The sequence below is a fragment of the Tundrisphaera lichenicola genome (assembly GCF_051175385.1).
Taxonomy (GTDB): Bacteria; Planctomycetota; Planctomycetia; order Isosphaerales; family Isosphaeraceae; genus Tundrisphaera; species Tundrisphaera lichenicola.
Genome location: NZ_CP195106.1, coordinates 6720902 through 6742083 on the forward strand (window position 1 = coordinate 6720902; position 21182 = coordinate 6742083).

Here is a 21182-nt window from a genome sequence, read left to right on the forward strand (position 1 = left end):
GCTTCTATTGTACGCATGACCAGTCCAGGGCGCTAGGCCACCTTCTCCGAAACCAGCAATTCTACAATCGCAAACTTGTCGACCTTCCGGAAGTCGATCAGCTCGAGGTTGTCGATCACGAACTGCCGAAGGTCCGCCCGTTCGATGCTGTGGGCGTCTCCGCCTTGCTGGGGCAGTCGCTTTGTCCCACGGCGGCTGCTCTTGATGATGCCCTTGAGGCAGTAAATGGCTACGGTCTTTCCATCGAGCCCGAGTATCTTCGCCGCCGCACCTGCTGAGAACCCTGCGTGAGTACGCCGCGACAGGTTGATCCGTTTTGCTCGCACCATGATCGCGGTCGCCGTTCGGCTGAACCCGTGGGCCTTGAAGATCTCCGAGCAGTTGTCCGGATCGTGGAGCGGAACCCGCTTCATCAGCTCATCCTCGGCGGCCGACCAGGGCGGCTCCTTCTTGCGTGGTCGCGTCAGCCCGAGCCGACGGCAGCGCTGGGTGATCAGCCAGTGCGGCTCATTCAACCGACGGGCGACTTCCTTGACGCCGCTGACGCTTCCGGCGGGCAGGTCGAGCGTCGGCCAGATTTCGGAGATCTTCGCGTCGAGCTCGGCGTATTCCTCGTGCGTGCGGATCTTTCTAAGCTTCCCGTCGCCATATTTCACGCCGAGCTTCTGTACTCGTCCGTAGATCGCGGTCTTGGAGCGGTTCGGCAGTTTGGCCGCACAATAGGCGAAGCCCTTGTCGGGGTAGTGATCGCGGAGGATCTGGTCTTCCTCCTCCGTCCAGTACCGCTCGTCACGAACTCCTGGCACATAGGGCTTGGAGAGGCGGGGCTTATGTTCCCGGCCTTTCTTGAATGAAACGCGCTCCAAGCTCATTGGCGTTTCTCCCAGAAGAACTTAGGCGCGACCAGCACGCCCTCGTCGTTGATTTCAACGGCCCCGTAGGACTCCAGCAGGGCCAGTGCGGCGATCAGGTCGTCCTCGTCCACCTTCAGGTGACCTGCGAGGCTCCGGACGGTGGTTCCGTCCGGCATGAGACCCTTCAAGGCCTCGAACACTCTTCCTGCGAGCGGGAACGACTCGTCCCGGATGAACGTCCGCACGGCCTTGAATCCCGGCTGCAGGGCCGCCTCGTGCTCATCCGACTGGCTCATCTGGACCAGTTCGTCGAGGTCGAGCATGGAGCGGGCGGCATCGGCGTCAAACTGCTGAACTTCCGCTAGCTGGGGGGATGCCCCGACGTGGCGGCTCTTCACGGCGCCAATCCTGACCTCAACCGCGCTCAGCGAGAAGGCGGGGCCGGTGGCGACGAACTCGCCGGGCGTAAGCATCGGCAGCCGGTCGTAGGCCTTGCGCATCTCCCAGCCGATGGTCTCCGCGGCCCGCTTCACGTCGAGGTCGAGCGTGTTGATACCGATTAGGAAGTTGTGGATCTCCGAGACGACCGACTTACTCAGGCGCGCGAGACGCTGCGTGGCGAGGACGCCAGCGAGGCCGCGTTTACGTCCTCGGCTCATCAGATCGACCACAGCGGCGATGGAGGCTTTCCGTACGGCCGAGGATTCCTGCCCCTGCGTCCCCCACGGGGCGAACAGGTGGGCCTCGTCCACGGCGACCAGCGCCGGGTGCCACATCTCCTGCGGACATTCGACCAGAGCGTGGAAGATGGCCGCCACCGCCATCATCTGCTCCTCGCGTCGGGCGTCCGACAGGTCGACGACCATGGAGATGCGGTTCGCGCGGGCCCGCCTCGCCATCTCGGCGAGCGCCGCTCCCTTGAGCTTGTGGCCTTCGATGTAGAGGTAGCCGAGCTCGTCGGCGAGGCTCTTGAACTCGCCTTCCGGGTCGATCACGAGCTGCTGGATGCGTCCGGCACTCTGTTCGAGCAGACGGCGGAGCGTCCATGACTTGCCCGCCCCGGAAGCCCCCTGGATGAGCAGTCGGCCCTCCAGCAGCTTCTCGATGTTCAGGGTGACGTCGATGGACTGGTTGAGGTCGAGCTTGCCCAGCACGATCCCATTGGGATCGGCTTGCAGGGGTCGTGTTGGAACTGGAGGCGGAGCCGATACGGCGGGTTCGATGGCGGCGGCGGGTACTGGTCGAGGGGACTCGTCGTAGCTAACGTTTCTGAAAGCGGCTGCGACAAGGGCTTCCTGAGTTGATTTGGTCATGGTGCTATTCCTCATTCTGACAAGATGTGTTGTCAAAATCGGTCACACCAATGAAGGTCGGATTGCCGAACTCGTCCTCGTTTCTGAACGCGGGGTCGAGTCCATAGCCACGCGGGTTGATGGCATTCCAATATGCATCCTTACACTGGGCCGTACAAAATCGAGCATTGACATGCTTGTGAGAGATCGAGCACTGGCAACCCTTACAGCGCCTTTCGGATCTGCGTTTCAAGGTAGAACCACCACCCGCAGGATGCTTTTCGAGGGCAGCGAGAAATTCTCTCGCTTTCGCAACTCGCTCTCTCCTTACTCCTGAGCCGGTCACTTCGGGATGCGCCTTATTTACGTATTCCAGACTATCGATGCAATCTTCGAGAATGCGCCGGACATCGAGCGGCTTCGTATTCAATTCGGTCATAAATCCTCCGTGAAATGTGGGGCGAGCCGGGGCCCGCCCCGGTTTCGCTATGCGGCTTTCTTGCCCTTCTTGGCCTTGGCGGGCTTGGGCTCGGGTACGGCCAGGAACGCCATCCCCGTTGGGAGCCAGCTCTTCACCCGCTCGACCTGCTCCGGCGACCCGCCGTAGCGATCCGGGTCCGAAAACGCCTTTTGCAGCTCAGAGGCGATGTCGCCCTTCTTCTCGTTGGCGTTCTTCCCAGCCCACGTCTCGCCACGCTCGCCACCGACGAGTTCCTTGCCGATCTCGAGTAGCTGGTCCTTGGTGATCCGGCTCAGGAAGTTCTCCTTCGTTGGACGCCAGTAATCGGCCACGTTCGCGCCGGTCTGGGACAGGGCGATGTCATAGGCGGTCTTGTCCTCGTCCTCAGTCGGTGCGAGCTTCGGTTTCAGGCTTGCCGCCACGCAGTAGGCTAGCAGGGCATGTTTCTGGTAATCCGAAAGCTGCTGGAAGGCGAGGAACTGCCCCACCTCGGATTCCAATTTCATCCAGTTGAGCGGGAGCGCCGCCTTGGCCGCTTCGAGATGGGCTTCGGCGAAGTTCCTTGCCTCTTCGCTGGCAACCCCGCCGCGATATTCACGGCGAGCGGAAATTGCCATGCCGTCCTCCGGGCCGAAAGCGTCTTCGATCGCATCGAGCGTGAGCTTGAAGACCAGCATGTCGAACGCGATGGCCGGATGCTTGGCGATCTCGGCCTGTGCCGCGCCGAGGCGGTAGGCTTCGAGGTCGCGTTTCAGCGATTCCGACATGCCCTTCGGCTTCTCGTCGGTCGCATCTTCCTCGGCCTCGCCGCTGGCCTTCGGCAGCTTCTTCGCATCCGCCCTGTTCACAAGCCCATGTTCGATTTCGAGCTTGCCGCTATGGCCGATGTAGACGTAGCAGCCCGCCGCGCTCATCTGCTCCGGCGTGAAACGCACGTAAGATTCCAGTTTCTCGTTGAGTTCGTCGAGTTGGGATTCCATCTCCTCGTGGCGCTTCAGCAGCCTTTCCTCCTGCTCCTCATCCTCGCCCTCATAGTCGTAATAGGCGTTCGACGCGGCTTCGGATTCAGCCTCGCGCTTGACTTTCTGATCGACAAGCTCCTGCGGCGCATCGACAGGTTCCGGCTCGATTCTCTTGAAACCTCCGGTGAAGGAATAATCCCGGTCAAGGGCAGTCTGGACCCAAGACCAGCCTTCTGCCTTCAGTTCCTCAGCGGCTTTGGCTAGCTTTGCTTCCGCCAGCGAGTTCAGCAGCTCCGGGTTTTCGAGATAGACATCCTCGCCGAACAGGTCGCGCTTCACAGTGCCGCTCGCCTTCTCGTAGGCTTTCAGCCCGACGAATTTAGCGAGCTTATTGCTGGCATCCACCATCGTTTCGGTCAGCAGCCCTCGGATTTCGCGCGGGTTGTTCCGCTGCCAGCCACTCTTGACGGAGTTATAAACCCTCATCTGACGCTTGCGGTCATCGGTGATCGTGAAGGCTTCCAGCGTTTCGAGCGTGATCTTGCCGTCCCTGTATTCCTGAATCAGCTCAGGTGCGGCCCGACCGAGTTTCAGGCGCTGTTCCACGTATTTCGTGGTCTTGCCAAACCGCTGCGAAACGTCCTCGACCGTCTTCCCGCCGTCGATCAGCACCTTGAAGGCCGCGTGCTCGTCGGCAGGGTGCATGGCGTGGCGCACCGTGTTTTCAGCCAAGCTGATTTCGTAGGCGTCCTCCTCGTCCACGATCTGGCAAAGCACCTCGTGGTCTGCGGGCAGCTTCCCTTCGTCCTGCAGGGCTTTCAAGGCGGTCATGCGTCGCGCGCCGGCCACGACTTCGTACTTGCCGCTCTTGCCCTTTACGACAATGAGGTTTTCCAGCAGGCCGTGCGCCAGCAGGCTCGCCTTCATCTCTTCGCAGGCCGCTTTGGACACGGTCTTCCTGGCGTTCAGCGGGGATTTCTCTAGCTTCTTGACTTCGATGTTAATCGTATTAGACATTATGTTACTCCATTTGCTTGTGAGTGATGGGCCGGGAGCCATTCCCGGCCTTTTCTATTTGGTAAGCTGGTTTGCTCGGTGCTCGGCCTCCTTCCTCTTTCTGACCCACTCGGGCCGGTATTTACGGTGATACTCGCGGTTGCATGGGACGCAATGCCCGCTTGCATCTCGTTCCATCCCGCCGCACTTCTTGCAGGGGGATTTGGGGCGGCCGGGTTTCGCGGTCATGCCTCCACCTCCGGCCAGTGGAAGGGCTTACCGTTGCGCTGGATGATCTCGGGCTTTACTCGAACGTCTCTTTCAAGTGCGGCGTCTGTGAGGTCATCGCTGGCTTCCCACTCCCTCACCGAGATGCTGCCGTCGAGCCATTGCATGCGGCACAAATCCCCCACATGCGGTTCCAGCAGCCCGACGCTATCGGGATGCACGTAAAGCTTTCCGAGGTAGGAGAAATCGTGCTGCCAGAGTTCGCGGAAGGTATCGTCGCAGTCGATGAAACGAGCGCCCGCGTCAACCAAGCCGCCCTCATCGTCTTTATCGACGAGCAGCTTCATCCCGAAATGCTTCGCCATCCAAGCGGCGGCCAGCGGGTCGGTGTAGAAATACCTCATGCTGCCTCCTTGCCGGTTGCTTTGGCGATAGCGCGAGCGTTCGCTATAAGCTGCGGGTCAATGCGATTGGATATTGCGCGATTCCCAATATGCAGTTCTGCCTGAGACTGCAACTCGGCATGGCTACGCTTCAGCGCCTCCAGCAATTCAGGCGCGGCGGCGATCAGGCGGGCGTTGGATTTGGCCTGCTCAATATAGCTGTCAGAGGCGCAGCGAACATCTACGCTATGGATTGTTGTTGAAATGCCGCCACTGGGATTAGCGGCTAGAACTTCGATAAAGCATAAATGTCCCTTGTCCCATAATTCATGGTAACGATAAGGCCCCGGCGTTTGCGCGCTCATGCTGCCTCCTTGCCGGTGGCTTTGGCGATGATGGAATAGACATTTTCCCGCGTGAAGCGGACCACATCGCCGTAATCAAGTCCGTGCTCGTCGGTGAAGATCAGATCATTATCCACGGTGCCAGCAATCCGGTGCTCGGACACCTCGGTAACCGTCACCCAAAACCTTTCATCGCACGTGCAGACCTTGACCGAATCTCCGGCTTTGATCGCTGCGAGTTCTGCGTCTGACGGCACTTCAAACGTCGTTGGGTGCTTGCGGTTCATTTCTTGAGCGTCTACAAATTGGTTCTTCATTTCAGCCTCCTTGCTGTTGTTTGTGTTTTTGTTTTAAACCATCGATTCAGCATGTAAAGCGATAATTTGAGGTGGGGCAGCCTCTCGACCGCCCCAATCTCGTTACGCCGCCATCAACTGGTCAACGCTCGCCTGCGTAGCAAGATCGCTCGAGGACTGATTGCGGAACCAGCGACCCTTGTCGAAGAGATAACCGGCCGACTTCAGCTTGGCACGCTGCTCTGCGGTGGGCTTGTCCGTGAACGTGACGGACACGGTATAGCTGGTCTGGATGATGCCAACGGTGGGCAGTTCGTTGTTGGTTGCTTGCTGAGTATTGTTCATAAAGTTCTCCGTAATATCGAGACGCTTCATTGCGTCCGTAAAGAAACGCCCGAAGCGGCTGGTTGCTTGCGCCGGAAAGCGAAAGCCGGGGGCGACCTTTAGGGGGAGCCGGCTTGGCAGCTTGCAGGCGTAGGCTGCTGCTTCAGTTTCCCTGAAGGACGCTTGGCGTCTTATGGAGAGGAGTTTGTTGACGGAAGGAGAGAATCGTGCCAGAAACAACGAAGCCCCGAAGGCACTTGCAATGCCCCGAGGCTCCTAACCAATAACGAGACGTGACCTCGCATGGCTGACGCCGAAGATAACACAGTCGTCTTGACGTACAAGTATCGATTGCTACCCACGAAGCGGCAACACGCGGCGCTGGCCGATATCCTCGAATCCCAGAGAATCCTTTACAACGCCGCCCTGGAGGAGAGGATAGACTGCTATCGAAAAACCGGCAAGGGACGCAGTTTTATCGATCAGTGTAAGGGGCTGACCGAACTGCGGGCGGAGTCGGATTATCGCTCCGTTCCGGTCAAACTCCAGCGATGGACGCTCAAGAAGCTGGACGTCGCCTACCAAGCCTTCTTCTGTCGCCTCGATTCCGGAAATAACCCGGGATTCCCTCGTTTTCGAGGCAAAGGACGTTGGCGATCATTCGGATTCTCAGAGTTCTCCGGCATTCGACTCAATGGCAATCGCCTCCGCTTCAAGAGCCTACCCAGTTCTCTCCGCATCCATCTGCATCGCCCCCTTCCAGAAGGCAGGCCGCTCGGTTGCACCTTCACCCGCGATCACAAGGGATGGTCTGTCTGCCTGCAGTACAGCGTCCCTGTCGTTAATCTGCCCGCAACCGGAAACCAAGCCGGAATCGACGTGGGCCTGACGACGCTCGCCATGCTTTCGACGGGTGAGGCCTTCCCCAACCCTTGGACAGCCAAGCGTGCGGAGAGAGAGTTTCGCCGTCGCCAGAGGGCGCTGGCCCGCTGCAAACGTGGCTCGAACCGCCGCCGCAAGATTAGGGCCCGGGTCACGCGGCTACATGCGGAGATCGCGAATGCCCGCCAAACTTATCTTCACCAACTCTCCGCCCGTCTAGTTCGCGAACACGACCTGATCGCGGTGGAGAAATTGAATATGAAGGGCCTCGCCGCCGGCATGCTCGCCAAGGGCGTCCACGACGCGGCCTGGTCGAAGCTCAAGGAAATGATCGCCTACAAATCTGAGAAAGCTGGTAGGCGATTCGTCGAAGTGAAAGCGGCTGGAACTTCGCAAACCTGTCCCGAATGCGGGCAGGTCAAGGCGAAGTCGCTGGCTGAGAGAGTGCATCGCTGCGATTGCGGCTGCGTCATGGACCGAGACCATGCCGCCGCGATCGTCGTTTTGCAACGGGCGGTAGCGTCGCCCGTGGCTGCCTAACGTGGGCCAGTGGGCCGTGCGTGCAGCCGGAAATATCGCCCGAAAGGGCGAGTCGCTACCCTCGATGGTCGAGGTCAACCCGTCGCAGACCGTTCGCTCCGTTGACCGGACCGTCGGCTGCTTCAAAAGTGCCAACAGACAGGCCGGGGTCGGAGGCCGGGCACGGGAGAAGGGCGGCTGGAGAAAGAAAACCGTGACCGCCTCTGCCTCAGCCCTGCGCGGCGTTAGCCTCGTCGACGTATTCCAGGATGGCTTCGGTGATCGTCCGCAGAGCCTCTAACAGGGCATCGCCGTCATCATCGCGCAGGCCGAGCATTAGGCATAGCCAGAGCCAATCAAAGCTTCCGTCATCCCTCATCCGCTGGGCTACACCGCCATCGGCCACGTAGCTGATCGTCCTGTCGTCGAGGTTGTAGATGTTGGGATTGCGATGATTGCTGTCGTATTCGTAGTGCAGGATTCTAGGCTTCGCCATCACCCGCTTCTTCATGGCAAATCCCATAACGGCCAGGAGCAGTTCATTTCTGGACGTCATCGGGACGGCGAATCGGAACTCGTCGTTATTTCGTTCTCCTACCGCCGATACGCTTTGGTTGTCCGGCAGGACCAATTCCAGGAATCGCGCTACGGATTCAACTGGGATCTCGCCTCCCTCGGTGTCGGACTCGACGTCGAGTAGAAACCTCCCTCTTCCGCGAACAACCCTGTCCAGCGCGTATCCGCCGATCGGCGAGTATGCGATCGGGTTCTCGCCTCGCATTCCCGACCGAATCCACTGGGCAATTCGCCCGACCGTCCCACGGACGAAGGGGCTGTTTTCCACGGTTCGGCGGTCGGTGGCCCTGACCTCTTCGATCCCGAGCTCGTCCGATATCTCGCTGAGAGCCAGGGCGTTTGAAGGCGTAAAAGCAATAGCTACCAAGACGGACATACCTGTCGTCCCAAGGAAAGTGATGTCTATGCCCTCGGGGAGCCCCTCGCTGATTTTTTTGAGGATATCCGGGATCTGGCTAAACGCATTTCCAGCACCGCTGATGGCGCAAGGGACTTTGAGTATCAGGTAACCCGCTTCGGTGCTGCTCGCAGAGCCTGAGACTGTATCTGCGGGCGACCCGGTCGGCTTGAGCAGCAGCGAGTCATAGGGGACGCCCAGCCGCTTGGCTATTGCAGATAACGTGGTGACATCAACACCCTTCCCAGCGATAGCCGTCTGAGCGGTCCTTGAGCTGAACTCCGCCCCCTCCTCGGCGAATTCCTCGATCGTCCAGCCGCGTTCTTTGCGCAGGCTGTCGATCTTGGCCCCATCCGGCAGAACCGATCTGGCACCCTTCCGCCTCATGCTCTCTCACCCCGAAAATCTTGCGTTTAACTCGCGCCGAACTCGCGCCTAGGTTTCCTTTCTTCTTGCATCGTCAGGACTTACGATTCTCCTGCTGCCGACAAGGAACGTGCGATGGATGACTCGAAGGGCGGCTATCTTCCCCCCCCGTTCGCGGGCATCCCCCTATATGGATGCTCGAGCCCTCGACTTGTCGGCAAACGGGTGCCTCTTCTCGCGCCCGACGGACTTCCCGCCATGAACATACCGAACCGACAGGAGGCTCGCCATGCTCGACCTGGACCCACCCCCCGACGACCTCGAACGCCGCCTTTCCGATCTGCTCGCCATGCTCATCCGCATGGGCTTCCCCTTCGCCGTCGCCCAGGACGCGGTTCAGGCGGCCATGCTCAAGGATCAGGAATGGCTCGCCGACGGGCGGGCCTCGGTGATAAAGAACCGGCCGGCATGGATTCGGACCGTCGCCATCCGGGCGGCACAGGCCGAAATGCGACGACGTCGGAGGGAGCGAGCCCTCGATCTGGGGGCGGAGCCGGCGATCATCCCGTTCCCAGCCTTGGATCAGGAGGAGGAGGACCGGCAACGGCTCAACGCCATCCATGCTGCCCTCGGGCGGCTACCCGAAGAGCTTCGCACCGTCCTGCTGATGCACACGATCGGGGGGCGTACGATCAGGGGGATCGCGGGGGATCTGGGCGTGGCCTTCGGCGCCGCGAACCACCGCCTCACCCGGGCTCGGCAAATCGTCCGTGACGAGCTACGGGCGCAGGGATTCGAGCTGCCAGAATCCGCCTGACGGTGCGCACGCGTGCCAGGTAGCGCCATCTGTCTACAGCCCGCCACAATTCGCCGTCCCCGGCAAGAACCCGATGCCTGATGTGCTCGCCTCGTGTGGGCACTGGGAGATGGCGCGCACTGACTGACCGGTGACTCTTTGAGAAAGGACTTCCCTATGCCCCGCATGGAGACGCGGCCGGTTTCGTGGCTGAAACCCGACGCGAACCAGCCTCGCAAGACGTTCGACGAGGCCGAGCTGCGCCTGCTCGGCGAATCGCTCCGCAAGCGGCAGCTCCAGCCCGTTCTCGCTCGCTCCGACGGCACGATCATCGCGGGTGAGCGCCGATACCGCGCCGCTCTGCTGGTTGGACTGAAGGAGCTGCTGGTCATCGCGACCGAGGAGTCCTTGTCCGAAGCCGAGATCAGGGCGATCCAGCTCACCGAGAACATCCACCGGGCAGACCTCACCGGCTACGAGAAGTGGCTGGCATGCCGCGAACTGCTCGAGCTCAACCCCGGGTGGCAGGGGAAGGATCTTGCCGCCCACCTTCACCTCGACCCGTCGACGGTGACGCGGCTGCTCTCTCCGTCGAAGTGCGTCCGCGAATGGCAGGAGGCTCTCCGCGAGGGCAAGGTCGGCATCTCCGACTGCTACGCGGCGGCGAAGCTCCCGCCGGAGGATCAGCCGGGCCTGCTGGCGCTGAAGCTGGGGGGAGCGAGCCGCGACGCCCTGGAGACCACGGGCCGCAAGAAGCGGTCGGCAGGTGCGCCCGTTGTGCGGGCCAGCAAGATCAAGTGTCCGCTGGTGGGTGGCGCCGTCGTCACTGTGGCGGGCGATGAGATCAGCCTCGACGACGCGATGGAAGCCCTCAAGGAGGCGGTGAAAGCGTTCGCCAAAGCCCGGGATACCGGGCTCGACGCGAAGACCGCACAGGCTGTCTGGCGCGACGTGGCGAAGGCGGGCTGACACAGGTTTGTATCAATTCGCCCCGGTGATGAGCCGGGGTTTGTATCAGTCTGCCGCTCGACGTCGGGCGGTGGCGTGAAAGGTGCGCGCTCAACACGGAGGTTCGTTCATGACCGAAGCCATGCTGATTTTGATTGCCGTGCTGGTCGTGCTCGCCGTCATCACCTGCCTGCTCCTGGTCGCAGTGCAACTCCACGAGGCGGCTGCCACGCGGGCGACGGCGGAGAGGCGGCTGATGCAGGTGCGGTTCGAGATTGGGAAATTGCGGCGCGAGCTGCGGGAGAAGTGATGCTGCGGTCAGGGATACCTTGCAAGCCTACCCTGTTTTTCGGCGTCGGGATACTAGAGCGCTTTCTCCCTTAGCACGCCTCCCTCTCCGGTAGAGGGATAATCAGGGCTTTCAACCTGCGTGATAACGCCGCAACATCATCCGCCAACCCTACCACCACGGAGGCAATCGTCAACTCAAATGTTCGAGTGCATCTTCAATGCAGCGGCTTGGTACGTCGCGATCCTCAACGGCTCGATGGCGTTCACGCTGCTGTTCAACCCCAGCGAGTTCATCGAAGCGTTCGGCGGTCGCATGGATATTACCCGCGATCAGATGGCCTATATCAAGGTTCATCTCGACGCGGCGAAGGAAGCTTACGAGAGGAGGGAGCATGCCTGTTGAGATCATCGGATGGGAGCTCGTCGCAATCCTCGCCTTGTTCATGCGGGTGGCGGTGGTCATGCCCAACGCCATCAAGCTCCACGCGGAAGCGGAGCAGATGAAGGCGGAAGCCAGCCTCATCTGGGCGAAGCTGGAACTGGAGAAGGAAACAGCGAAAGGGGGAGCGCATGCGCCTGATTCGCCTCCTGCTTCTGAGTAGCGTCCTGCTGGCCGCCTACAGCACGGCTCTGCTCGTGTACCTGTTCCCGTGGGCGTGGGCCGCCTTCGGCATCGGAGCGGCCTACGCAGCGGCGAGGAAGGGGCAGGCGCTCTGGGTTCATGGCACCGCCCGATTTGCAACGTCCCGCGATTTGCCGCGCAATGAAGGTTTTCTCATCGGCCGCATGGAGGCGCGGCCTTCGATATGGCTGGGCATCGCCGCCTTGTTCTATCCGCGGATTCCATCGGCGGTGGCCTGCGAGGCGTTCCTTTCGGCCCTGCGCCGGGGGCGGAAGGAGCTGGTCAGGGTTCCGGCCATCCACGCGGCCATCTTCGCCCCCACCGGCTCCGGCAAGGGCGTCTCCTGCGTCATCCCGCACCTGCTGACCAATCCCGATTCCTGCGTCGTGCTCGACCCCAAGGGCGAGAACTTCCAGAAAACCGCCAATGCGCGTCGGCGGATGGGAAACAAGGTCGTATGCCTCGACCCGTTCCGCGTCGTCACGCAGACGCCGGACGGATTCAACGCGCTCGATTTCATCCACGCGGATTCGGAGACGGCCATCGACGACTGCGACGCGCTGGCTGAGTCGCTGGTCATCAGGAACCCGAACGATCATGACCCGCACTGGAACGAAAAGGCCGTGCAAAGGGTGGGAGCCCTTGCCGCCTGCCTCACTCACATAACCCGCGGCTGCTGCCTGCGCGACATCGCCGAGGTGAGTTCCAACCCGCAACAAGCTGAAGGCGCCATCCAAACGATGATCGGATCGAACGCTTGGGACGGAATCCTGGCGCACATGGGGCAGGAGCTCAAGCAGCCCCAGGACAAAGAACTGGCGGGCATCCTCTCGACGGTCTCCCGACATCTGAAATTCCTCAACACGCCTCTCGTGGCGGAGAACACGAAATCCAGCAGCTTTGACCCGGCGGAGCTGGTGAACGGCAAGATGACCGTGTTCTTGGTGCTGCCTACGCAATACCTCCGCTCGCACGCGGGCCTACTCAGGATGTGGATTACGTCGATGCTCCGCGCCGTCGTGCGGTGCGGTACGCAAGAGCGGCGGCTGGTGCATTTCGTGCTCGACGAGGCGGGCAGCCTCGGGCACCTGGAGCCGATTGACGACGCGCTCGACAAGCTCCGCGGCTACGGAGTGCGGCTCCAGCTTTACTACCAGAGCATCGGTCAGTTGAAGCAGTGCTGGCCCGACGGCCGCGACCAGACGCTCCATAGCAACTGCACCGAGATGGTCTTCGCCGTCAACGATCCCGACACGGCCGAATTCGTCTCCAAGCGGCTGGGCGAGAGAACAACCATCGTCAACAGCGGCGGGAGCGGTGGCGGGGTTTCCCACCAGCCCGGGGAGAGGACGTACTCGGAAAACTGGAACAGCGGGTGGCAACAGGTTGCCCGCAAGTTGCTCAAGCCGGAGGAGGTCGAGCAGCTCGACGAGCGCACGGCCATCACGTTCCACCCCGGCTGCCCGCCCATCTGCACCACGTTGGTGCGGTACTACGAGGAACCCAATCTCGGAAGGAGGCCGTCACGCTTCTGGCCATCGGTCAGGGCACGGTTGGACGCGGTGTTGTTGCTGGTGGCGGCTGCGTTCGTCGCCTTCATGCTGACGAAGGCCGCCCGCGAGGTGAGTGAATCGAATGGCGGGGGACAGCCGAGCGGTTCGGCACATCCCTTCACGGCGGATTACTGGCAGATGAGGTGAATCATGGGAGCGCTGAAGAAGCTGGTCGAACAGGTCAAGGAAAACCACAAGAAGAACCGGGTGGAATTCCCCGGCGAGGTCAAGGCCATCGGGCGCGAGGCGATGAAGGACGTGCGCGGCACGATCATGGAGGTGTTCTTCGGCAAGCCGGAGCACCAGTCAGAGCCGGGGACGCCACTCAACCCGACGCAGCAGATGGTGACGCAGGAACTGAAGGGAGGCGAGCTCGACTTCGAGCGGTGATGGTCGGGGCGATGGTAGCGGAGGAAGGAATCGAACCCTCTACCTCGTGGTTATGAGCCACGCGAGCTACCAGTGCTCTACCCCGCATCATCGAGGCTGCGGCAGGCTTGCCCACGCGGGAGGGGCTCTCGGTTGAGTCGCGGAGCACATCTACCGTCGGCCTTGCTCTGGGGTGGGGGCCGCCGCAGCTTCATCAGGCAATCACATTTTTTCCCTTCGTTCAACCGAAAAGGAGTTCCCATGTGGCCAGACTGGCTCGCCATCGGGTTCATGAAGTTCCTGCTGTTCTGGGCCTTCATTCTGTGGCTCATCACGCGCAGGCTCGGCATGGTCGCGGCAAAGTTCGACAGCAACGGGGCAATCAAGGGCGCGGCACAGAAGGCCGCCGCAAAGGGCGTTTCCAACATGATCGGTCGTTTCCTGCGTTGAGAGGAGGGGTCATGATGTTCGCCGCAATCGACACCGGTGGGCTCGCGACGCTGGGTGCCATGCTCCTGTGGCTCGTCTTCCGCACGGTTGACCACCACCTGAAACGCAAGGAGGCGCGATGATTATCGAGAGCCAATCCGTCAACCCGGCCATCCATGCCCTCTGCATCAAGATCGCCCAGCGTTGCGCCTGGGTCATCCAGGCCTGTCTTCGCGAGGAGGAGCGGGCCGTTGCCGTCAACGAGTTCTACCGCGTCTGCAGGGAGGAACTGGACAAGCCGCCCGGGCGCGGGGAGGAGGTCTGACCATGCCAAGCGACCAGGAGCGGCTCCGGCAGGTCCAGAGCCGTATCGGCCAGATCAAGGCCACCGAGTACCCGGTCGTCGTCGGAGGCGACAAGGGCTACAAGATCGTGGAGCGGCCATGGAAGGACATGCCCGAGCCCAGCAAGCTGGCGATCCTTCAGGACTCGGTCGACTGGTCGGGGGTCACGAACCGGGATCGCGCTCACCTCCTGCTGTGTGAGATCGACCCGGGGAAGCTCACCGACCCTCAGCGAAACCGGCTCATCGAGGCGGCGGCTCGCGAGGATCCCGTGGCCGGGGAGAAGCCGCTGTCCGCAGCCCATATGAAAGCCCTCGGCGCCGAGGTCCGGGCCGACGAGCACGCGGCACGTGCCCGCGACTTTGGAGAGGCTGACGCTGCGACGTATCACGAGAGGTTGGCGGAGGCCTACCGGCTGCGTGGCGAGGAGCACGGGCCGGAGCAGCCTCCGTCGTCGCCGCTCACCGAGGCCGTACTGCAGGAGGTCGAGCGGGGATGGTCTCTGGAGACGGAACTGCGGGACCACCCCATCAGGCCGCTTACCAAGGAACTGATCGAGTGTTGTCAGCTCGACGTCTGGCCCGGTGTGGCCACCGTCGTTGATTTCGGCATCGATTCCAGCAGCCATCTCGGCGCTCTCCAGTTCGCCATCCGGCAGGGACTGGTCACGCCGCAGGAACTCGACTCGGCAATGGGCAGCGGCGCGAAGCTGACCGAGATCGCTCAACGCGGAGAGAATCCGTATCGGGATGTGACTTTCAGCACGTCGTGGGACTTGATATTGCCCGAGCCCGAGGAACCTCCCGTTCAGGAAAAGCCTGGCGGCAAGGAGGCATTCTTCGACATCCTGCCGGCTGCGCGTTCGAGCCCGCCGGACACGAGGAGCGATTTCAAGCGAATGCTCGAAGAGGCGGGCAAGTCGAGCCAACCCAGGGAACGGGACCGGGGAGGGCCGGAGCGATGAGCACCGACACGGCGCCGATGCTCCTGAACGCCGAGGAGCTTGCCAAGATGATGCAGGTGTCCGAACGCACGCTCTGGCGGCTGCTCTCGGCGGGCAAGCTGCCGCAGCCGGTTCGGATCGGCCGCAACACGAGGTGGCGGGCGGCGGAGGTCAGGGAATGGGTGGAAAGGGGGTGCCCGACTGGCAAATGAAGCTATGGAGCATAGGGCTTGCGCATCACTGCATAAGCCGCTATGCTCCGTCCTACTTGGAATAGGAGATGCAATTATGACTGAATCTAAAGAAGGCGCAAGCCCCAAATCACCCGACACAAAGTCCGGAATCCGCTGCAAGCAGATAATCCGTGGCCGCCAATGCACCCGAGAGCCGGAGCAAGGCAACTATTGCCACCAGCACCACGACCAGACGCTCTGTGCTCGCGTAGGCAGGGAGTGCGGGGTCTCCAAGGGCGTGGTGGACGGGATCGTGACCGCTCTCATTGCCGAGATGGGATGGGAGCAGATCAACGCCTTCCACCGGGAACTGCGGCGCGGGCAAGTTGAGGACGACGCTGGCGGCTTCATACTGCGGGCCATCGGCAAGCTGATGGGTGCCCGTGGCCGTTACGACCATCTGGAGCCTTACAAAAATGGCCTCCTGGCAATGTTCACAGAGGAAACAGGGCAATGAATACGAGCATCAGAAAACAGAAATGGCGCGGACTAGAAATTAATGCAGCCGTGGTGCTATTCGGTTTCCGCGTCACCTTAAGCACAATGCCGTTTGCATGGAATCGCCCCTTGTTTTCATACGCACCACATCCCCTGAATTGGGAGCGTAAGAAGAAAAAGAAGCTGCATATCTACTTTGGCCCGTTTCACCTGTGGACAATGGAATCCGGCTGCAACCAGTTCGCCATGGAACTTGATTTTGACCACAACCCTTTCTGGGCTGATCGCCCCAAGATAGCAGCATGGCTGAATCGCTGAACCATTTGCTTCGCGAAGCCGCATGACCCGCCTCCGCTTCCGTGACTGGGACTGCACCGTCCAGAAACGCCAGTACGACAACGGCCGCCCGGCGCTTCAACTCGTCGACGCCGAGGATGGCTCGCCCATCGCCAAGGCGACTGTCAACCTGCCGGACGTTCCGCTCGGCAAGAACCAGGTGCTGATCAAGTCCTACGCCGAAAACGAAGGTCTTCTCGAAGCCCTGACCGAGGCGGGCGTAGTCAAGCCAACCGGGCAAACCGTCCGCTCCGGTTTCGTCGAAATCCCCGTCTGCGAACTCCAGCCGCCGTTCCGCGATGTGAGCCATGCGGAGCGTGCGGAACAGACGCGGGGCAAGCCTCGCAGCCGCTAACCCACATGGCGCGCTCGCCCCTCTGGACGTACAATCACCTCATCGACCCCGGTTTCCCCGCAGGGAGGCATCCCGATGGCTTCGATCCGCAAGCAGAGCCGCGACAAGGGCAAGAAGAACAAGCCCTACTACATCCAGTACGTCGATCACGAAGGGAATCGTGTCACAGTCAAGGGATTCACCGATAAGGGGCTCACCGAGCAACTGGCGGCGAAGCTCGAAAGCGAGGTCATGCTCCGCAAACGGGGGATGATCGACCCGGCGCAAGAGCGGCTACTCGCGATCAAGCAGGCGCCGATCTCCGAGCACCTGGACGCCTTCGACCGCTCGATGGCCAACACCACCCCGAAGCATCGCAAGCTCACCATGGCCCGCGTCCGGCGGGTGATCGAAGGCGGCGGCTTCAAAACCCTCTCCGACCTCGACGGGGAGAAGGTCGTCGAATGGCTGAATGAGGCCAGTGAAGAAGACGACCTGGGGGCTCGGACATACAACCATTACCTGCAGGCGGCGGACGCCTTCGGCAAATGGCTGGTCGCCACCAAGCGGCTGCCGTCAAATCCGCTGGCCGGGATGGACCGACTGAACGCGGAAACGGACGTGCGGCACAAGCGGCGGGCACTTTCCAATGACGAGATTCGCCGCCTCGTCTCGGCGGCCCGAGAGTCCGGTGTACTGGTGCAGGGCTATGACGGGGAGATGCGGGCGAGGATCTACCAGATCAGCTACCTGACCGGGCTCCGACGCGGGGAGCTGGCCAGCCTGACCCCGAATTCCTTCAAGCTGGATGCCCCGCAGCCGACGCTCACGGTCGAGGCCAAGTCCTCCAAGCATCGCCGGAAGGACACGCTGCCGGTCCACCCGGAATTGCTTGAGCTGGTGCGTGACTGGATGGTTGGCATCGGCCCGGACGAACCGCTCTTCCCGAATCTGGCGTGGCGGAAAACCTACACCATGGTCCAGAAGGATCTGGAGCGGGCGGGCATCCCCTACGAGACCCACGAGGGGCTGGCCGATTTCCATGCCGCCGGTCGGCACAGCCACATCACGGGGCTGGTCCGCTCGGGGGCGTCGATCATGGAGGCGAAGGAGCTGGCGCGGCACGCCGACATCCGGCAGACGGCCAAGTACACCCACATCGGGATGGAAGACCGGGCCGATGCACTCGCCGGCCTTCCGCGCACGAACGCAAAAGCATACGCCGATGGACTGCACATTGACTGCAATCGGGATGGCGTCTTGTGTCAGGGCGAGTCAGCGGATGGCACGGATGCGACCGCGGACTCTGAGGCGGGAAACGAAAAAACCCCTTCCGAAGAAGGGGTTTCGTCGTCTTCTGACGCCACCAGTCAGGAGCTGGCATTTGGCGTAAGTAGTGGAGGCGGCGGGAATTGCACCCGCGTCCCGAGACCCATTGATGTAGGCATCTACGTGCGTATCCGAACATTTAATTGTCGGCCTGGCCCCCCGGTTCGGCGAGGTGGGCTTTGGCTTATCCTGTCATGTGTTTAGTCCTGGCCGCAACAGGCGGTTAGGCCCGGACGATCCCGCATTGGCGTCTTCGGGCGAGGCTAGCGGGAGAAGACCCGCCACGAAGCCGTTTCTGCTCTTAGGCAGCCATACGGAGAGAGGGAGTCCTCTCGGCAGATAAAATTTGGTCCGCTTTTTACGAGGCCTGCTGACCAACCTCGGCACGCCACCATACACTTCAGCAATCCGGTCGATCCTGGTTCGCCCCCAGATTGTCAAAGAGTTCGTCCGGGGTTTGCTCGCCAGCCAAACCCAGGACGCTTATTCTCTCAAAACTCATTATCGGGACCGCAGCTTGAAAGTCAATCCCGCCCCCGCGCCGCTCGGTCGATGTCTCGTTTGGCGTCCTGCGACTTCAGGGCCTGCCGCTTGTCGTAGAGCTTGCGGCCCTTGGCGATGCAGATCTCGACCTTGGCCATTCCTTCCTTGAAATAAATCCTCAGGGGGACGATGGTCAGGCCCCGCTCGGAAGCCTTGGTGGCGAGCCGGTCGATTTCCTTCCGGTGGAGGAGCAACTTCCTGGGCCTTTTGGCCTTGTGGTTCATCCGATTGGCCTGGAGGTACTCCGGGATGTCGCAACCGTAGAGCCAGACCTCCTCGGCTCGGTCAAGCCCCGCGTATGACTCCTCCAGGCTGGCCTTCCCGGTCCGGAGGCTCTTGACCTCGGTCCCGGTCAGCACGATCCCGGCCTCGAACGACTCCATCAGGTCGTACTCGAAGCGGGCCCTCCGGTTGCGCGCGACGATCTTGAACGACTCGTCGTCGGCCTTCTTGCCCTTGGATTTTTCCTTGCTCGACTTCGCCATCGCTCGCTGACCCCCATCCCCGCCGCAGACCGGAAGGGCATTATAGGGAGACACGAGGGCCGGGAACAATGTTCGGCATCACCGAATCGTCAAACACCTTGTATGGCCCGGCAGGTCGCCAGGACCTCGGCAACGATCGCGTCAGGCTTTTCGGATTCCGGCCAGAGTCGAGGGACGTTGGTAAGCCCGGGCCTTCGACTGATTTCCTGGCATCCGGGCAGCATCACGGCGAGTGTCGGCGTCAGTGCGGCCTCCTCGGCATCACGTAATAGTTCAACCCCTTGATGGTAAGCTCTCAGTCCTTCTCGCGTGCGGAATTCAGTGCTTGCGCTCAGCAAAGCCCTCGGAGATGTTTTCATAAGATTGAGCCTGAGGAAGAAGTCGGTAACGATCCAGGACAACCCGCGGGACTCGGCTTCCCACCGGTCAGCCCGGAGTGCCTCGAATTTTCGGACCGAGGCATGGAAGTCCTCGGAATAGAAGTCGTCCGCTCGAACTTCCGACCGACCCAGATCCGCGGCGAGGATGCCGATCCCTGGCAACCTCTCCTCCAACTGATGGAACACCGCCGCTTTCCGCGAATCATCCGGACCATGGAGGGCCACGAACCTTGGTTCTCGATCGAGGTTGGCCAGGAGGTCGGCGATCGTCCTCTTGGTGATCGTATCCACGATCCGCGGCGCGATCTCGGCCAGCGGTTCGATGACGAACCGGCGGAGGGCGAGCCTCGGATGCGGCAGCTTCAGTTGTTTTTCATCCAGGAACCTGGTCCCGAAAATCAGGATGTCCAGGTCGAGCGTCCGCTCGCCCCAGCGGACCGTCCGGACCCGGCCTGCCTGGTTCTCGATCTCCTGCAAGGCACTCAGGAGTTGATGCGGATCGAGGCTCGTTGACAGCCTAGCCGCCGCGTTCAGGAAGGGGCCCTGTCCCGGGGGCCCCCCCACGGGGATCGTCTCGTGATAGCAGCTGACGGCCTCGACGGTCACGCCCGGCGTCTCGGCCAGGGCGGCAATCGCGGCATCAAGGATTCCCTTGCGGTCGCCGAGGTTGCTGCCCAGGCCGATCCAGACGGGCGTGGTCATCTTGCTCTCAGAACTTGAGCTTGCCGATCCGCTCGACCGCTTCGAGGAGCCGAGGCGTCTCGACGGTCAGGGCAGCCCGGATGTAACCGTCGGCGGTCCGGCCGAAGCCGAGGCCGGGGGTCGTCACCACGTCGGCCTCGTCGAGGAGCCGGGCGCAGAGGTCGGTCGAGGTGGTCCCGGCGGGGCAGGGCATCCAGACGTAGAAGGTCGCGTCGGCCTTGGGTACGTCCCAGCCGATCCTCTGCATCCCGGAGACGAAGGCGTCTCGACGCTCCTTGTAGAGGGCGCGAATCGGGGGGGTGAGGGTCTCGTACTCGTCGAGCGCGGTCTTGGCGGCGAACTGGATCGCGGTGAAGATCCCGGAGTCGGAGTTGGCCTTCACCTGCCCCAGCGCGGCGATCAGCGGGGCCCCACCGATCGCGAATCCGACCCGCCAACCGGTCATGTTGAAGGTCTTCGAGAGGCTGTGGAACTCGACCACATGGTCCTTGGCCCCGGGGACCTGGAGGATGCTGGGGGCGGGCTGGTCGAAGTACATCTCGTTGTAGGCGGCGTCCTGGGCGATCACCAGGTTGTGCGACCGGGCCAGGCCGACCACCTTCTCGAAGAACGGGAGATCGGCGGTCCCCCCGGTGGGGTTGTTGGGATAATTCAGGAACATGAGCCTGGCCCGCGCGTAGACGTCCGACGGGATGGCGTCGAGGTCGGGGCGGAACCCGTGGGAGGGCTCCAGGGGCATCGTGTAGACGTCGGCCCCGGCGAACATGCTGCTGCTCCGGTAGACCGGATAGCAGGGGTCGGGCACCAGGCTGATGTCGCCGGGATTCAGGACGGCCAGCGGGAAGTGGGCGATCCCTTCCTTCGACCCGATCAGCGGGAGGATCTCGGAATTCGGGTCGAGGTCCAGCCCGTACCGCTTCTTGCAGAACGCGGCGATGCTCTGGCGAAGCTCGGGGGCCCCCTGGTCCAGCGCGTATTGATGGAAGGCCGGATTCTCGACGTGCTTCTGGAGGCTCCGGATGATCGGCTCCGGGGTCGGCCGGTCGGGGTCGCCCACGCCCAGGTTGATCACGTCGCGCCCCGCCGCCAGGGCCGCCTTCTTCTTCCGGTCGATCTCGGCGAACAGGTAGGGGGGGAGCTTCTGGAGCCGTTCGGCCTTGACGAATTGCGTGGTCGCCATCGGAATTCCTGAGTCCAAATCGGGGCGGTCCGGGCCGGCGGGCCTCGT

General features: G+C 61.9%; 27 protein-coding genes, 1 tRNA gene, 1 other RNA gene and 1 pseudogene. 16 read left to right on the forward strand and 14 right to left on the reverse strand.

Annotated features, from left to right (window positions below; all coding sequences use genetic code 11):
* Positions 1 to 32: 32 nt before the first annotated feature.
* The 8 genes from P12x_RS26615 to P12x_RS26650 form a co-directional block, all read right to left on the reverse strand.
* A complete protein-coding gene (locus tag P12x_RS26615; protein ID WP_435008055.1) occupies positions 33 to 872 on the reverse strand; it encodes a hypothetical protein in 840 nt (279 codons plus the stop codon).
* On the reverse strand, positions 869 to 2008 hold the full coding sequence (locus tag P12x_RS26620) for an ATP-binding protein (RefSeq protein WP_435008056.1): 1140 nt from the start codon (positions 2006 to 2008) through the stop codon (positions 869 to 871). Before P12x_RS26620 ends, P12x_RS26615 begins: the two co-directional genes overlap by 4 nt.
* 163 nt (positions 2009 to 2171) lie before the next feature.
* The gene (locus P12x_RS26625) at positions 2172 to 2585 is read right to left on the reverse strand and encodes a hypothetical protein (RefSeq protein WP_435008057.1); all 414 of its coding nucleotides are present in this window, start codon (positions 2583 to 2585) and stop codon (positions 2172 to 2174) included.
* 47 nt (positions 2586 to 2632) lie between these two features.
* Positions 2633 to 4585 (reverse strand): ParB/RepB/Spo0J family partition protein, encoded by a 1953-nt coding sequence (locus P12x_RS26630; RefSeq protein WP_435008058.1) that lies wholly within the window; start codon positions 4583 to 4585, stop codon positions 2633 to 2635.
* Between the two features lie 224 nt (positions 4586 to 4809).
* A complete protein-coding gene (locus tag P12x_RS26635; protein ID WP_435008059.1) occupies positions 4810 to 5196 on the reverse strand; it encodes a hypothetical protein in 387 nt (128 codons plus the stop codon).
* Entirely contained in the window at positions 5193 to 5540 is a 348-nt protein-coding gene (locus P12x_RS26640) for a hypothetical protein (RefSeq protein ID WP_435008060.1), read from the reverse strand. The genes P12x_RS26635 and P12x_RS26640 overlap by 4 nt, the downstream gene beginning before the upstream one ends.
* Positions 5537 to 5836, reverse strand: a complete 300-nt coding sequence (locus P12x_RS26645) for a hypothetical protein (protein ID WP_435008061.1) — start codon at positions 5834 to 5836, stop codon at positions 5537 to 5539. The genes P12x_RS26640 and P12x_RS26645 overlap by 4 nt, the downstream gene beginning before the upstream one ends.
* 102 nt (positions 5837 to 5938) lie before the next feature.
* On the reverse strand, positions 5939 to 6379 hold the full coding sequence (locus P12x_RS26650) for a hypothetical protein (RefSeq protein WP_435008062.1): 441 nt from the start codon (positions 6377 to 6379) through the stop codon (positions 5939 to 5941).
* Between the two features lie 63 nt (positions 6380 to 6442).
* Between P12x_RS26650 and P12x_RS26655 the strand changes: the two genes are divergently transcribed.
* The gene (locus P12x_RS26655) at positions 6443 to 7561 is read left to right on the forward strand and encodes an RNA-guided endonuclease InsQ/TnpB family protein (RefSeq protein ID WP_435008063.1); all 1119 of its coding nucleotides are present in this window, start codon (positions 6443 to 6445) and stop codon (positions 7559 to 7561) included.
* A 208-nt stretch (positions 7562 to 7769) separates the two neighbouring features.
* Here the strand turns inward: P12x_RS26655 and P12x_RS26660 are convergent, their stop codons facing one another.
* A complete protein-coding gene (locus P12x_RS26660; protein WP_435008064.1) occupies positions 7770 to 8900 on the reverse strand; it encodes a hypothetical protein in 1131 nt (376 codons plus the stop codon).
* 268 nt (positions 8901 to 9168) lie between these two features.
* Between P12x_RS26660 and P12x_RS26665 the strand changes: the two genes are divergently transcribed.
* From P12x_RS26665 to P12x_RS26695, 7 genes are all read left to right on the forward strand, one after another.
* The gene (locus P12x_RS26665; RefSeq protein WP_435008065.1) at positions 9169 to 9696 is read left to right on the forward strand and encodes an RNA polymerase sigma factor; all 528 of its coding nucleotides are present in this window, start codon (positions 9169 to 9171) and stop codon (positions 9694 to 9696) included.
* Between the two features lie 156 nt (positions 9697 to 9852).
* Complete coding sequence (locus P12x_RS26670; protein ID WP_435008066.1) at positions 9853 to 10644, forward strand: ParB/RepB/Spo0J family partition protein; 792 nt, start codon at positions 9853 to 9855, stop codon at positions 10642 to 10644.
* 109 nt (positions 10645 to 10753) lie between these two features.
* The gene (locus P12x_RS26675; RefSeq protein ID WP_435008067.1) at positions 10754 to 10933 is read left to right on the forward strand and encodes a hypothetical protein; all 180 of its coding nucleotides are present in this window, start codon (positions 10754 to 10756) and stop codon (positions 10931 to 10933) included.
* Positions 10934 to 11113: 180 nt separating this feature from the next.
* Positions 11114 to 11317, forward strand: coding sequence for a hypothetical protein (locus P12x_RS26680; protein ID WP_435008068.1), 204 nt, complete (start codon positions 11114 to 11116; stop codon positions 11315 to 11317).
* Entirely contained in the window at positions 11307 to 11516 is a 210-nt protein-coding gene (locus P12x_RS26685; RefSeq protein ID WP_435008069.1) for a hypothetical protein, read from the forward strand. The genes P12x_RS26680 and P12x_RS26685 overlap by 11 nt, the downstream gene beginning before the upstream one ends.
* Complete coding sequence (locus P12x_RS26690) at positions 11485 to 13236, forward strand: type IV secretory system conjugative DNA transfer family protein (protein WP_435008070.1); 1752 nt, start codon at positions 11485 to 11487, stop codon at positions 13234 to 13236. Before P12x_RS26685 ends, P12x_RS26690 begins: the two co-directional genes overlap by 32 nt.
* 3 nt (positions 13237 to 13239) lie before the next feature.
* Positions 13240 to 13479 carry a hypothetical protein gene (locus tag P12x_RS26695; RefSeq protein ID WP_435008071.1) on the forward strand — a complete coding sequence of 80 codons (240 nt, stop codon included), beginning with the start codon at positions 13240 to 13242 and terminating at the stop codon, positions 13477 to 13479.
* Positions 13480 to 13491: 12 nt separating this feature from the next.
* Here P12x_RS26695 and P12x_RS26700 read toward each other — a convergent pair.
* Positions 13492 to 13566 (reverse strand) — tRNA-Met (locus P12x_RS26700).
* A 153-nt stretch (positions 13567 to 13719) separates the two neighbouring features.
* Here P12x_RS26700 and P12x_RS26705 point away from each other — a divergent pair.
* The 8 genes and pseudogenes from P12x_RS26705 to P12x_RS26740 form a co-directional block, all read left to right on the forward strand.
* On the forward strand, positions 13720 to 13908 hold the full coding sequence (locus tag P12x_RS26705; protein WP_435008072.1) for a hypothetical protein: 189 nt from the start codon (positions 13720 to 13722) through the stop codon (positions 13906 to 13908).
* 118 nt (positions 13909 to 14026) lie between these two features.
* A complete protein-coding gene (locus tag P12x_RS26710) occupies positions 14027 to 14212 on the forward strand; it encodes a hypothetical protein (RefSeq protein WP_435008073.1) in 186 nt (61 codons plus the stop codon).
* Positions 14213 to 14214: 2 nt separating this feature from the next.
* Positions 14215 to 15195 carry a hypothetical protein gene (locus tag P12x_RS26715; protein ID WP_435008074.1) on the forward strand — a complete coding sequence of 327 codons (981 nt, stop codon included), beginning with the start codon at positions 14215 to 14217 and terminating at the stop codon, positions 15193 to 15195.
* Entirely contained in the window at positions 15192 to 15386 is a 195-nt protein-coding gene (locus P12x_RS26720) for a helix-turn-helix transcriptional regulator (RefSeq protein WP_435008075.1), read from the forward strand. The genes P12x_RS26715 and P12x_RS26720 overlap by 4 nt, the downstream gene beginning before the upstream one ends.
* A 76-nt stretch (positions 15387 to 15462) precedes the next feature.
* A complete protein-coding gene (locus P12x_RS26725; RefSeq protein WP_435008076.1) occupies positions 15463 to 15864 on the forward strand; it encodes a hypothetical protein in 402 nt (133 codons plus the stop codon).
* Positions 15861 to 16163 (forward strand): hypothetical protein, encoded by a 303-nt coding sequence (locus P12x_RS26730; protein ID WP_435008077.1) that lies wholly within the window; start codon positions 15861 to 15863, stop codon positions 16161 to 16163. Before P12x_RS26725 ends, P12x_RS26730 begins: the two co-directional genes overlap by 4 nt.
* 22 nt (positions 16164 to 16185) lie before the next feature.
* Entirely contained in the window at positions 16186 to 16536 is a 351-nt protein-coding gene (locus P12x_RS26735; RefSeq protein WP_435008078.1) for a DUF4313 domain-containing protein, read from the forward strand.
* Positions 16537 to 17109: 573 nt separating this feature from the next.
* Positions 17110 to 17667: pseudogene (locus P12x_RS26740) on the forward strand (tyrosine-type recombinase/integrase); the annotation flags it as partial.
* A 242-nt stretch (positions 17668 to 17909) separates the two neighbouring features.
* Here P12x_RS26740 and ssrA read toward each other — a convergent pair.
* The 4 genes from ssrA to P12x_RS26760 all read right to left on the reverse strand — a co-directional run bounded on the left by ssrA (position 17910) and on the right by P12x_RS26760 (position 21134).
* Positions 17910 to 18275, reverse strand: a transfer-messenger RNA (tmRNA) gene (ssrA, locus tag P12x_RS26745).
* 93 nt (positions 18276 to 18368) lie between these two features.
* Positions 18369 to 18872: an SsrA-binding protein SmpB gene (gene smpB / locus P12x_RS26750; RefSeq protein ID WP_435008079.1), complete on the reverse strand. Its 504-nt coding sequence runs from the start codon at positions 18870 to 18872 to the stop codon at positions 18369 to 18371.
* Positions 18873 to 18961: 89 nt separating this feature from the next.
* The gene (folK, locus tag P12x_RS26755; RefSeq protein WP_435008080.1) at positions 18962 to 19954 is read right to left on the reverse strand and encodes a 2-amino-4-hydroxy-6-hydroxymethyldihydropteridine diphosphokinase; all 993 of its coding nucleotides are present in this window, start codon (positions 19952 to 19954) and stop codon (positions 18962 to 18964) included.
* A 7-nt stretch (positions 19955 to 19961) separates the two neighbouring features.
* Entirely contained in the window at positions 19962 to 21134 is a 1173-nt protein-coding gene (locus P12x_RS26760) for an LL-diaminopimelate aminotransferase (RefSeq protein ID WP_435008081.1), read from the reverse strand.
* Positions 21135 to 21182: the final 48 nt, after the last annotated feature.

Bases quoted from the DNA above. Each gene is read 5' to 3' on its own strand.
- P12x_RS26720 (WP_435008075.1), top strand. From the start codon at position 15,192: ATGAGCACCGACACGGCGCCGATGCTCCTGAACGCCGAGGAGCTTGCC.
- P12x_RS26760 (WP_435008081.1), bottom strand. From the start codon at position 21,134: ATGGCGACCACGCAATTCGTCAAGGCCGAACGGCTCCAGAAGCTCCCC.
- P12x_RS26645 (WP_435008061.1), bottom strand. From the start codon at position 5,836: ATGAAGAACCAATTTGTAGACGCTCAAGAAATGAACCGCAAGCACCCA.
- P12x_RS26730 (WP_435008077.1), top strand. From the start codon at position 15,861: ATGAATACGAGCATCAGAAAACAGAAATGGCGCGGACTAGAAATTAAT.
- P12x_RS26670 (WP_435008066.1), top strand. From the start codon at position 9,853: ATGCCCCGCATGGAGACGCGGCCGGTTTCGTGGCTGAAACCCGACGCG.
- P12x_RS26690 (WP_435008070.1), top strand. From the start codon at position 11,485: ATGCGCCTGATTCGCCTCCTGCTTCTGAGTAGCGTCCTGCTGGCCGCC.
- P12x_RS26710 (WP_435008073.1), top strand. From the start codon at position 14,027: ATGATTATCGAGAGCCAATCCGTCAACCCGGCCATCCATGCCCTCTGC.
- P12x_RS26685 (WP_435008069.1), top strand. From the start codon at position 11,307: ATGCCTGTTGAGATCATCGGATGGGAGCTCGTCGCAATCCTCGCCTTG.
- P12x_RS26635 (WP_435008059.1), bottom strand. From the start codon at position 5,196: ATGAGGTATTTCTACACCGACCCGCTGGCCGCCGCTTGGATGGCGAAG.
- smpB (WP_435008079.1), bottom strand. From the start codon at position 18,872: ATGGCGAAGTCGAGCAAGGAAAAATCCAAGGGCAAGAAGGCCGACGAC.
- P12x_RS26625 (WP_435008057.1), bottom strand. From the start codon at position 2,585: ATGACCGAATTGAATACGAAGCCGCTCGATGTCCGGCGCATTCTCGAA.
- P12x_RS26715 (WP_435008074.1), top strand. From the start codon at position 14,215: ATGCCAAGCGACCAGGAGCGGCTCCGGCAGGTCCAGAGCCGTATCGGC.
- P12x_RS26615 (WP_435008055.1), bottom strand. From the start codon at position 872: ATGAGCTTGGAGCGCGTTTCATTCAAGAAAGGCCGGGAACATAAGCCC.
- P12x_RS26675 (WP_435008067.1), top strand. From the start codon at position 10,754: ATGACCGAAGCCATGCTGATTTTGATTGCCGTGCTGGTCGTGCTCGCC.
- folK (WP_435008080.1), bottom strand. From the start codon at position 19,954: ATGACCACGCCCGTCTGGATCGGCCTGGGCAGCAACCTCGGCGACCGC.
- P12x_RS26655 (WP_435008063.1), top strand. From the start codon at position 6,443: ATGGCTGACGCCGAAGATAACACAGTCGTCTTGACGTACAAGTATCGA.
- P12x_RS26695 (WP_435008071.1), top strand. From the start codon at position 13,240: ATGGGAGCGCTGAAGAAGCTGGTCGAACAGGTCAAGGAAAACCACAAG.
- P12x_RS26665 (WP_435008065.1), top strand. From the start codon at position 9,169: ATGCTCGACCTGGACCCACCCCCCGACGACCTCGAACGCCGCCTTTCC.
- P12x_RS26630 (WP_435008058.1), bottom strand. From the start codon at position 4,585: ATGTCTAATACGATTAACATCGAAGTCAAGAAGCTAGAGAAATCCCCG.
- P12x_RS26725 (WP_435008076.1), top strand. From the start codon at position 15,463: ATGACTGAATCTAAAGAAGGCGCAAGCCCCAAATCACCCGACACAAAG.
- P12x_RS26640 (WP_435008060.1), bottom strand. From the start codon at position 5,540: ATGAGCGCGCAAACGCCGGGGCCTTATCGTTACCATGAATTATGGGAC.
- P12x_RS26660 (WP_435008064.1), bottom strand. From the start codon at position 8,900: ATGAGGCGGAAGGGTGCCAGATCGGTTCTGCCGGATGGGGCCAAGATC.
- P12x_RS26735 (WP_435008078.1), top strand. From the start codon at position 16,186: ATGACCCGCCTCCGCTTCCGTGACTGGGACTGCACCGTCCAGAAACGC.
- P12x_RS26705 (WP_435008072.1), top strand. From the start codon at position 13,720: ATGTGGCCAGACTGGCTCGCCATCGGGTTCATGAAGTTCCTGCTGTTC.
- P12x_RS26680 (WP_435008068.1), top strand. From the start codon at position 11,114: ATGTTCGAGTGCATCTTCAATGCAGCGGCTTGGTACGTCGCGATCCTC.